General features: G+C 46.3%; 7 protein-coding genes and 1 pseudogene. 1 reads left to right on the top strand and 7 read right to left on the bottom strand.

Going from position 1 to position 11,711, the window contains the following annotated elements; all coding sequences use genetic code 11:
* Nucleotides 1-8: 8 nt before the first annotated feature.
* Nucleotides 9-3,149 (top strand): family 10 glycosylhydrolase, encoded by a 3,141-nt coding sequence (locus IEY34_RS05375; protein WP_189008627.1) that lies wholly within the window; start codon nucleotides 9-11, stop codon nucleotides 3,147-3,149.
* 470 nt (nucleotides 3,150-3,619) lie between these two features.
* On the opposite strand, the pseudogene IEY34_RS38090 reads toward IEY34_RS05375, so the two are convergent.
* The 7 genes and pseudogenes from IEY34_RS38090 to IEY34_RS05410 form a co-directional block, all read right to left on the bottom strand.
* Nucleotides 3,620-3,832 (bottom strand): annotated as a pseudogene (locus IEY34_RS38090) (transposase zinc-binding domain-containing protein); the annotation flags it as partial.
* Between the two features lie 379 nt (nucleotides 3,833-4,211).
* Complete coding sequence (locus tag IEY34_RS05385) at nucleotides 4,212-5,045, bottom strand: Gfo/Idh/MocA family protein (RefSeq protein ID WP_189008633.1); 834 nt, start codon at nucleotides 5,043-5,045, stop codon at nucleotides 4,212-4,214.
* 65 nt (nucleotides 5,046-5,110) lie between these two features.
* Nucleotides 5,111-6,643 (bottom strand): type 2 periplasmic-binding domain-containing protein, encoded by a 1,533-nt coding sequence (locus tag IEY34_RS05390; protein ID WP_189008636.1) that lies wholly within the window; start codon nucleotides 6,641-6,643, stop codon nucleotides 5,111-5,113.
* 109 nt (nucleotides 6,644-6,752) lie between these two features.
* On the bottom strand, nucleotides 6,753-7,691 hold the full coding sequence (locus tag IEY34_RS05395; RefSeq protein ID WP_189008639.1) for a carbohydrate ABC transporter permease: 939 nt from the start codon (nucleotides 7,689-7,691) through the stop codon (nucleotides 6,753-6,755).
* 24 nt (nucleotides 7,692-7,715) lie between these two features.
* Nucleotides 7,716-8,642 (bottom strand): ABC transporter permease, encoded by a 927-nt coding sequence (locus IEY34_RS05400; protein ID WP_189008642.1) that lies wholly within the window; start codon nucleotides 8,640-8,642, stop codon nucleotides 7,716-7,718.
* A gap of 173 nt (nucleotides 8,643-8,815) precedes the next feature.
* Nucleotides 8,816-10,414: a response regulator transcription factor gene (locus IEY34_RS05405; RefSeq protein WP_189008645.1), complete on the bottom strand. Its 1,599-nt coding sequence runs from the start codon at nucleotides 10,412-10,414 to the stop codon at nucleotides 8,816-8,818.
* 90 nt (nucleotides 10,415-10,504) lie between these two features.
* A complete protein-coding gene (locus IEY34_RS05410) occupies nucleotides 10,505-11,338 on the bottom strand; it encodes a nicotianamine synthase family protein (RefSeq protein ID WP_189008648.1) in 834 nt (277 codons plus the stop codon).
* Nucleotides 11,339-11,711 lie beyond the last annotated feature (373 nt).

Here is an 11,711-nt window from a genome sequence, read left to right on the forward strand (position 1 = left end):
GTATCCCGTTGAAAACACCCAAATGGCTAAGTATTACGCTACTGCTGACATTAATCGTTTCCCTGAACCCGATGACGGCCTTTGCGGCAAGTGCAGCTGATTATATCGAAGTGGAAGCCGCTCCCGTTGACATTACGATTGATATTGAAGGTCCACGAAAGCAAATTAATCTCATTGATAAAGACACCAGTGGTATCACCGACTACCTAGCCCTATTTACAACGGAGTATGCATCTGAGATAACCGTAGCCAAAACTTCCGTTGGCGTCGTCGTTAATGCAGCGAACCATGTGATCCAAGTCATAAACCCTTCCATCAATGGCGCTGTTCCCATTTGGTCTGGGCCGACCACCCTGTCGATTCCGCAAGGCGGCTATGTGTTGGTCGCCAACGATGATAGTTGGGCCAACAAAACCTTTAAGCAGTACTTGGCCAAAAACTTCAAAGTGGGAGATCTCATCAAACTGCGTAAAAACGGCGGCGTCATCCCTGTTGCCGATCTCATGACAGGTCAGGGCCCCAAAGTTCAGCTTAAACTAAACAACGAGGAATGGTTTACAGTCACAGAACCGAAAGTCACGGTATCCGGCAAGCTGGAAAATGTGGAGCCAAGCAGCGTGTACACCGTGCGGGTTAATCAAACAGCCGCTGCATTACAAGCGAATCAAACGTTTCAGCTTGAAATTAACCTTGCGGAAGGTGTCAACTACCTGGATGTTGTCGTTGCCAAAAATGGCGTAGATAGCGCCAAAAAGTCGCTTATCGCTTTTTACAAAAAGCAGACAAGCGCCCCGAAAGAAGTCGTTCTCTGGGTCGATCAAGGAACGAACATTTTTAAGCTGCAAACCCCTGAGAATGTCCGGGATATGCTCACCAAAGCCAAGGATGCCGGCGTCACAGCGGTTGCCCTTGATGTCAAGGGTGTTGAAGGCTTTGCCAACTACAAGCGAAATGATTTGACCGGGCGGCCGCATATTTCCTTGATGACTGCTCCAACGCGGGCTGGCGCTAATCCGAACCTGGATATGCTGCAAGAATTCATTACGTATGGACACCAACTTGGGATTAAAATCCATGCCGCCTTTAACGTCTTCGCCGAGGGTTCCCCTGCTCATAATGAATATGCGCTGTTGAATCAGCACCTAGACTGGGAAGAGCAGGTTTATCGTCCGGAAGACGGAGGTCAAATTCTTCGGCTGCGGGAGAGTAATTACTACAAATCCGGTAAGTCTCTCGTAGCTTTCGTCAATCCGGCTAATGATGCTGTGCGAGCGTTTGAGTTAACCAACATGGAAGAAGTTATTAAAAATTATGATGTCGATGGCGTTGTGCTCGATCGGACGCGCTATGACAATGAAACGGCTGACTTCAGTCCCTTGACTCGCACCAAATTCGAAGCCTTTCTTGCTGCACGCGGCAAGCAGTTGACCCATTGGCCTGCTGACGTATTCTCCTACGTCAATAATGTTCGGCACAACGGACCACTCATCAACGACTGGTGGGAATTCCGCTCTCAAACCATTAAAACGTTTACAGATGATGTTCGTCAATTAACTGACAGATATACGGCCTTGAAGGGCAAAAAGGTTTATGCTTCTGCTTATGTAGGCTCGTGGTTTGAATCCTATTATTTGAACGGCGTCCATTGGGGCAGCACGAATTTCCATTACGATAGCCGGCTCCAATTTCCCGAAGACAGCATGTATACGGACTCTTACGCCACAGCAGGATATGCGAAGAACATCGATTTCCTCATGATCGGGACCTATCAAACGACGCAAAAGGAAATTGAGCACCATATTACGCTGGGCAATATCGTGACCAACGGTGAGATCCCGATGTATGCCAGCATCGCGCTGGCCAACATTCAAGATCCTCTACTACAGCGCTCTGTATTTCAAGCGGGGTTGTCTCAATCCAACGGGCTCATGCTTTTCGACTACTCACAGGTCAACTGGCCGGTCGTGAAAGCATCGCTGCAGAATGTCCCGTATGTGCAAGACTATCAAGTCGGCTCGAGCGTTCCAGGGAATCCCGAAGCGTTCTTGCTAGGCGATATGTATAACGTTAGCCGCAATGAAAATAATTTGAATGTATATTCGGATGCCTTTGGTTTAACCACGGCGACCACAACATTCGGTGTTGAAGCCATCGTTGGGAGCAATGGCAAAGTTACCAACGTTGTTAATCGTCAACAAGCGCTTACCTGGAACTGGACGAATATGCTGCCTAATAACAGCGTCATTCCACAAGGCGGGTTTGTTATCTCTGCACTGGATGCGTCAGGCGTCAGAACCAAGCGTCAACTGGTTGCCAACACTTACAAAATCGGCGATAACGTAAGATCCGCTGTCCTGCGAGGCCACTTGGCTTATGCGAATGCCACTACATCTCTTTCGAATTTTGGAATCAAAGGCAATGTGGAAGTGCTTGGTCCCGGCACCGCGGAAGTTCGTCTGAACAACGTCCCTGCTGCTTTATCAACCAATGGCGACTTTAGCGGTCAAGTGAATCTATACATAGGATTGAATACCGTGAAAATCTCGGTCTATGTAGACGGCCTCAAAACAAACGAAAAAACCGTCACGATTACTCGATCGGCTCCCATACTCACAGAAATCAAACTCGACTCCACAGCCTATCGTCTTGTCATTAACGACCAACTTCCTGTCGTCACTTCGGCTGTTTATTCCGATGGTTCATCTGCCATTATATCCGGGGCTAGCTTCAGTTCCAGTAAGCCCAATATCGTAAGCATTACGGCGGATGGCACCCTTAAGGCGCTAAACACGGGTACAACGGAAATCACGGCGCAGTACGAGGGCAAAGTCACGAAGTCGCTGGTCACCGTAGTCGCGCTGAAATCTATTGACTTTGAAGGGAAAAAGATCAGTCTTGTCAAAGGTGAGACGTATCTGGCGCCGCTGAAAGCTACTTATTCTGACGGTGTAACCGCAATTCTTACGCAAGGAGTGCAGTATAGCTCCTCACATGATAAAGTCGCCTCGGTTTCAGCGAACGGCACAATCACAGCCGTGAAACCCGGCACTGCCACGATTAGCGCGTCCTATCACGGCAAAAAAGATGAAATCAAAGTCAAGGTATTCAACAACCATAAAGACAAAATGGATGATAGAGAGATTGAATAGGATATGAAAAAGCAGCCTCAAGCCTCAATAAGTAAAGCGGCTTTGCCGCCCTAAGAGATGAGCGTATTCATAACGGTTTTCAGCTATCTAGCGGATTCTAGTTCCCTTTGGGCTTTGCAATGACAGAGAGCGTCGCGTGAAAAGGAACTATGATCCGCTAAATGGCGGGAACTGGGGTAAAAGCAGCATGAAAGGGAACTGTGATCCGTTATATAAGCGGAACCTGCTGATTCTAACCAGGAAATGGTGGAATAGCGGATCGTAGTTCCCTCTGGTTTGGAATACAGCGGTTTTCAGAATTATAGCGCCCTGTAGTTCCCTCCAACTCGCGATCATGACACATTTTGCAAGTATCGCGGCTTGACGTTCCCTTATCTCCGCGCGATAGCTAAGCTAGAGGATCTCATTCTGCCCCATAACTTGTTTATACCTCCAAAGAATGGGGTGGCTTACAACCCAACACCCCAATCCAACAACATGTCTCTTAGACCTTCGTCGATTGTCAAGATAACATGTCGATGGTTGACTAGACATACGTCCTCAGACAAGACCCTAGCCCCACTCTTCCGTTTCTCCGCATGAAAACGTCGTGCAGAAACGTCCCTTGCACCGATAGGACACCATCTAAGATCGTGGCACCCTTCACATGCGAGCAGCTTAAACCCTTTTTTCGGATCTCCACAATAATGGGAGAATCCCTTAAATCCACGCAAAAACTTATACTTTCTGGCGTTCACAAAAAGCATCCGGTACCTTCCGTATGGAAGTTCCGGATGCTTCTGTGTTGGGGTTGCTTTTGTGTTGGGGTTGCTTTTGTGTTGGGGATGCTTCTGTGTTCTGGATGCTTCTGTGTTCCGGATGCTTCTGTGTTCTGGATGCTTTAGTGTTCTGGATGCTTCGGGTTAGGCACGTCTTGCGTTAAAGGAACCACTGTGATTAAAGTAGCTGAAGGTGCTTATTAGTGAGAATTCCTGCAGAATTAGCACTCCTGGATGTTCTATTTATCCCCGTGCTTATCATTGTAGGTGACTAGCCGCAGGCTCCTGTTAGTCTTCCCAGAAACTAAACCAACACCCACTGGTGCGGCGTGAAACGCGCCTTCAAGCCCCGCTCCAAAACCGTCGCAATAGCGATCGTTTCCGACTGGGATACAACAGGCTTGCCGGATTCGAAGAAGCCGACAAGGTTTGCAATAAATCTGCTGAAGAAATCCGACTGGATTTGGATAAACTTCGACGCGCCTTCCTCATAGCGCAAGGCCATGGAGAATGGGCAATCCCAGCCGTACAAGTTGATCGTCGCCTGACGACCATCTGCATAGCCGATAATCAAAGATGGCGTCTTGTCGGTCCCTGTCCACATGACTCGTTTCACCTCTATGCCCATCAGCATAATGATCGGTTCAATTTGATGTATCGCATAGTTCCCGAATTCGCCTGGCCCCAAGCTGCAGATGGACTCAATGCCTATCTTCTGAAGATCCGCATACTCATCTGCAAACCGCAGCGCCGAGGTAGAATACATCGGGGTTCGATGCTTCTCAGCGAGCTCGAACATCCGTGAGGCAGCCGCTTGACTTGGCGCGAACGTTTTATCGATATACGTTGGTTTACCGGATTGAAGCGCAAGAAGCGACAATTCTTCATGAAATTCTGGATGATCAGGCGATAAAATGACCAGATAATCACTTTGTTCCACGACAGCTTCTATCGTACTAAGCAGTTGAATGCCTTTCTTCGCACACCACGCTGCGTTGCTGCTCTTGTCAGGCAGATCTATTTGGCCATATGCGAATTCAACTTTCATCCTTCCACCTGAAGCTTGCTCCATCCAAGCCGGATATTTCTCCGCATGCCATTCATCCAAATAATAATCAATAAACCCGATTTTCTTCATAACGCCCACTCCCTTATTCCTAATAAACCCCCGTGGCAGTCAACCACAGGGGAATTACTTGTCTACTATTTTTTATTCGCAGCGTACCACTCGTTAGCAGCTTTGGTCATATCATCGCCGCCCTCCGCTTTCCACTGTGCCAGGAATTTATCATAGTTTTCAAGCGGTTCTGCACCGGTAATGTATTTCAAATACGTGTCTTCCATCAATTTTTGCAGCTTCTGATTATTCTTCCCGATCGCTTCAAGCGGCGGTGCGAAGGACAGCGGATCAACCACGGTGCTGCCTTTGGCTGCTTCTTGATTTCTATTGAAAGCGTCCGTTAGAATCGGATCTTTACGAACACGAGCCTGCCAATAAATCGGATAGTTTTTCTCATCTACCCCTGTAAGGAAGGAGGACGCATTGTTGTACTGATCGTTGAAAATAGGCAGAATTGGGAAATAGTTTCCATTCTCCACTTTGTGGTGAACCCCTTCTTTACCGATCGTTGCTTCTTTATGTATCTCTTTATCCAACTTCAAATCCAGATACTTAACGATTTCTTCCTTCTTGTCGGCCCATTTGGGGATACCTACATAATAGCTGATCCCAGCGGTTGCCATGACCTGCACTTTCCCATTATCGCCTTTCAAATAAGGCAGGGCGGCAATTTTGGCATTCGGCGTGTTTTTCAACAGCGCATTTTGCACGGTAGGCGCATTAAAATAGCCATTGGAAATAATCGCTGCTTTACCGCTCGTGAAATTCTCAATGACTTTATTGGCTTGGTTCAGTGACCATTCCTGGTCAATCAGCTTCTCGCTGTAAAGCTTTTTCATAAACGTCAAGTACGATTTCATGTTCGGGTTCTCGACGGCATTAACAAGTTTGCCATTCTGATCCTGCCAGCCTGTCGTCAAGGTCGATTGAACCATCGTCAAGCCAAATGTTGGCAATATTTCAGGCAATAGCGGACTTTTGCCGCCTGATATGGCCATGACATTCTTCTTTTCTTTGATCGTTTTCATCACCGTATACAACTCATCACGCGTAGTCGGAGGTTTGAGCCCTAACTCATCCATCCAGTCTTGCCGGACAATAAGCGAGGAGTTGACGACCGTGCCTGATCCCGTTTGTGGAATACCGTAAATTTTACCGTTTAGCTTAGCCCCATTCCAGGAGTTTTGCGAAATCACATTTTTCATATTGGTGCCATATTTGTTAACTAGCTCATCAATCGGTTCAAGGGCACCTGAAGATGCGAGCTTAGAGTACTGCGGACCTGTTAACAGCATGAAGGCATATTGTTCTTTGTTGGCCATAAGCAGGTTCAGTTTGTCATCCGGATTTTCAACTGGCAGCATGTCATAGGTAACCTTGTATCCTGTTTTCTCATTCAGAAATTTCGCCACTACCTCAGCGTTGGGATCAAACCGGGCATATTGCAGCAGCGCTTTGAATTCTGGTTTAGGCGCATTTGTGCCTGCAACAGCCGTTGGTGAAGTTGACGTACTTGGTACTGTCGTGCTGCCAGCAGGTTCATTGCCGCCACCGCAAGCGCTTAGTGCAGCCGCTAACGTGGTAATGGATAGGACTGTTAAATATTTTTTTAACATGCAGATGCCTCCCTTTGCATTTCAAGATTGGATAGAAGTCAATAGCCAAACTAACTTGCCATACGGTTGCTGCCCAACCACCACCCTTCATGAGGTCGCTACTTTGAATTCAGCCTTTAACCGAGCCCACCAGAACGCCTTTCACGAAATATTTCTGTAAAAAAGGGTACACGAGGATAATCGGCAGTGTCGCCAAAATGATGGAAGCGGCTTGAATCGACTGTGGCGATACATTCAGTGAAGCGTCCACATTCGTTCTCAGGAACGCATCGGTTGAAGTGACGAAGAGCTCTTTTAAATAAAGCTGCAAGGGCTTCAAATCCGCCGAGTTGATATAGATCAATGACGTAAAATAATCATTCCAGAACGTAACCGCATAGAAAAGGGCTATCGTTGCAAGTACAGGCATGGACAGCGGCAAAATGATTCGCACTAAAATTTTCATATTGCTGGCCCCATCAATTTTCGCCGATTCCTCCAGACTGTCAGGCAGACTTTCAAAATAGCTTTTGATAATCAGCATGTTGTAGACATTGATCATGAAGGGCAGGAACAGCACCGGCAGTTTATCGATCAAATGAAGCTTATGCATGAGTAAATAAGTCGGGATTAGCCCGCCACTAAACAGCATCGTAAAGAGGTACAATAGGATGAAAAACTTCCGTCCTCGCAATCTAGGCTTGGACAGCGGATAAGCTGCAAGGGTTGTCATCACCAGAGCCAAGAGCGATCCAATTAACGTGACGGTGACGGAGACCGTAAAGGCGTTCAAGAATAGTGAATTGCTAGCCACATAAACGTAGGTCCCCACTTGAAAATCAATCGGATACATCGTCACCATCCCCGAAACGACAGCGGCTTCTCCACTTAGCGATTTGGCAATTAAATTAATGAACGGAAAGATTGTAGAAAGACCTAATAGGATAAAAAAGAGAACATTTACTACTTGGAAAATACGCTCTCCCGTTGAGGCGCGAATGACGCCCGACCCCGACCTCGGTTTTGGCTTTGGCCCAATAGATCCTTTAACGGTATGGTTTTCACTCATCGTTGTTCCTCCTTCATGCGCCGATCACCAGATACCGCGCCCAAAAAATTTGCGCGCCAATCCGTTACCTGTCAGGATTAAGATAAAAGCGACCACGGATTCGAATACGCCTACAGCCGTCGAAAAACTATAATCCTGTTCTCCTAACCCAATGCGGTAAACATATGTGCCTATTACGTCAGCCACGTTATAGACACTTGGATTATACATAACAAGCACTTGTTCAGTGCCCGCTTCCAGCACATATCCAAGCCGTAGAATAAACATCAGCAGTATGATCGGGAGTAAGCCTGGCAGTGTGATATGAATAATTTGCTTCCATCTATTCGCCCCGTCCATTTTCGCGGATTCGTATAATCCAGGGTCGATGCCAGCCAAGGCAGCCAAATAAATGATCGTATTCCACCCGGTGTCCTTCCACCCAGCGGATGTCACAAGCACCGAGCGAAAGATGTCGCTGTCCAGGAAGAAACGAATCGGTTCGCCACCCAGCGAAACAATCATTTTGTTCACAATGCCTCCGTTCGTAGACAAAATATCAATGAACAAACCGCTGACAATGACCCATGACAAGAAATGCGGCAAGTAAATGACCGTTTGCACACTCCGTTTAAAAGCGACCTGTCTTAATTCATTAAGCAAGATTGCTACAATAATCGGCAGCGGGAAAAGGAACAAAATTTTATAGACCGAAATAATCAATGTGTTCTGAAAAACAGATAAGAAACTTTCCGATGAAATCAACTTCTCAAAATGCTTCCAGCCTACCCACGGACTTGCTGCCATTCCCTCAAAAATATTGAAATCCTTAAAGGCAATGATGATGCCATACATCGGCGTATACTTAAACAGCAGTAGGAAGGCAAGGCCAGGAAGGAGCGCAAGATATAAGTCCCAATCTTTGCGAATATCAATCCATAATTGACGCGAATAATGCTTTTTTACTCTCAAAACGACGCCTCCTTCTTGCCTCTTAGTCTTGTAATTAGTGTATCATCCGGCGATTTTTTGCGAATTAGAGTTATATTACTTGTTTTGGTACTTTGATAACTTCTCGATTAGGAAACAAGAAAAAAAGCCTTCTCCACCTAGGAGAAAGCTTGCACTTGCAGGTGAATGAGCGTTTAATTCCGAACCTCACCCGGTGTCACGCCCCAATATTTGCGAAATACCCTTGTAAAATAACTCACATCTCTATAGCCGACAGCAGCAGCAGCATCATAGACTCTTACGCCTTCTTGCAGGGTTGCCTTGGCTTTCTCCATTTTCCTTTCCAGTACATAAGTGGAGAAAGCTTTGCCTGTTTCCTGCTTGAACAAACGGCTCAAATAGGAGGAATTAACGTACAATCTATCAGCTACAGCTTGGAGTGTCATTTCCTGGTCAATTTCATTTTCGACCAAGCCAAGGATGGTCTTAATCACACCATGACTCGTTGATTTTCTTCGCTGATTCGCGTAAGCTAAATACGCTTTAATCATACGCTGCAGCCAAAAGAAAATCTGATCCTTCGCTGTCAACTCCCGATGATTGTGAAAGTAGACATAGTCTTCCCCAGCCACTTCCTGCACCGGCCAACCCTGTTTCTGGATCATACGAACGAACAAGCTGCCAAAATAAAGAATATACTCCTGCATGTCCATAAGTGTCTCCGCACTACGCATTCCGCTATCCCAAAGCATGCTTAAAGTTTCGCTAGCCTTCTCGGCTTCGCCTGTTTCAAGCGCGATCTCCAAAGCCTTCTCCAAGTTCGGCTGGAGCTGCAATTCCGCCTCTCTTCCCTGCTCTTCCCGATACGGAATTGCCAAATCATGTCCAAGCACAATCCGGTTTTGCAGCGCTCGCATAGCTTGAGTATACAGCTTGTTCATCTCTTCACGCCGGCCAAGGAATCCGCTAATGCCCGCGCTTGCGCTAAGTCTGAGGCAGCTATGCACCGTAAAAAGCAGCTTCTCTGTCAGGGCATTAATTTTCTGCAGCGCAAGATTAGCAGCTTCATTTCCCGTTAAATGAAATATAACGACTGTTCCGCCGGCATAATCTGAAATAACCCAACACGCTTCTTGCTGGAGGAATTCCTTCGTGATACTGCCGAGCGAGAATTGCAGCAAGGACATGTCCTTCCTGCTGAACCTCGTCTCCCCTTCCGAGATCGGGTCCATATCAATGACGACTACGGCGTAATGATCCTCCTGCGGCAATTCCAACTGCAGCGTATTGCTTTTGTGCTCAATCTCCCATGGCTCGAACTTGCCTTTCAGACAGCCGAATAAAAAATCATTCACCAAATGCGGCAAATGCTGCCTCCACTTCTCCTTTAACTCCACTTCGTTATGATGCTGTTCAAGCTCGGATTTCAACCTTTCTGCCGCTTCAAGCACGGTTCCCAGAATTTCCTCATCTCCAGCAGGCTTCAGTAAATATTTCATAACGCCAAGTTCAAGTGCTTGCTGTGCATAGGAGAAATCATCATGACCGCTTAATACGATAATTTTCAGAAAGGGGTCGGTTTCGCGAAGCTGTCTAGCCAACGTCAAGCCGTCCATCTCAGGCATTTGCAAATCCAGCAAAATAATTTCCGGTTTTTTCAAATCGATTAAGCGCAAAGCTTCTTTGCCATTGCCAGCTTGGCCGACAACCTCAATATCATGTTGATCCCAAGGGATGTTATTAGCGAGTGCATGTCTGAGTCGAATTTCATCTTCCACAATTAATAAGTTCATGGCTGTCTCTCCTTGTGGATTCAGATTGATTTCGAAACCCATCTCCAAAGTATCACAAGTCCGACATACAATTCTAGAGTCAAATGGATACTATTTATGGTACATTGACAGCCAAAATCCTGAACCCATTCCCATTTGTTTGGCACGTTCCATGAGAAGTATGTCATAGATCTGCGACGGATTGCTAATTTTCCCCTGCGTCCATTCTTCGGAAAAATCATCTTCCAACGGGCAATTAAATAACGATTTGAGACCGTTCCCGTATCTCATCATAATTCTCACTGACTTAGGGGCGACCTGCTTGAGTTCCTCCAGCAGCTCCAGCTTATTGCTAACAAGTGAAGCAATCAACACATGTGTAGCCTTCCTCGTAAACTCTAATTCCAATAAGCTTGTATTCGTAAAAGTAATTTTGCCGCCGAGACCTGACAACCTTGCTGTATGCCTTCCCAGTTCAACCGCTTCCAAATCAATATCCAAACAGAGTACTTCAGCTCCAGTATGCTCTGCAATGATCAAAGATGAGGTCGGGAGTGCGCCAGAACCAACAAATATGACCTTAGACTGACGATCAATTTGCAGCAGGTTGAGCTCATTTATAACCGAGTGGGATAAGTTGCGAATATAGTCACTTATCTGGCTTTCTCCTCTATGTAGGCGTCTTGATTGATATTTCTCTACATGACAAAGAGCTTCAATGGAGCTAGCTCTGAGCAGCTGTGCTTGAGTCCGAATCTCTTCGTTATGACTCCACAAATGCCATTCACGGATATGTTCCTCGTTATTGATAAACGCACACAATTCATCCAATTTATTTTGCAGCAACTGCATACAATCATGGCCTTCATGGAAATAAAATGTCAATTGTTTGAGCTGCGATTCCATTTTATGTAAAGCAAACAAAAACGCATCATAATTCTTCATCGCTCACCTCATTATGCACCTGATATCTATGCATATCAGACTTTTCGCCTGAAAAGTACAGAAATGAGTAAGTTGCCAAACAAAAAACCTCAACACCACTAGTGGCATTAAGGTTTAGAAGCAGTTGCCTGAATTAATAAGGATTGTGTAACCTGCAATTGAGCATTACGCGAAAGAACCGACCGATGCCAATAGAGCGAGTCCCCACGAACATGCCATGAGCTGTTGAGACAAGCAATTGCACCGTCAGCAGCGCTGCGAATTGCCGATTCCAATGCTCCATACGATTAGAATAAGCGATTCGCCTCAACCTCTGGGGATAATGAAGCTTGATTAACGGCCTGCGTAGTAGTCGTCATGTTTACATTTCCTT

It is taken from the genome of Paenibacillus marchantiophytorum, assembly GCF_014640555.1.
Taxonomy (GTDB): domain Bacteria; phylum Bacillota; class Bacilli; order Paenibacillales; family NBRC-103111; genus Paenibacillus_E; species Paenibacillus_E marchantiophytorum.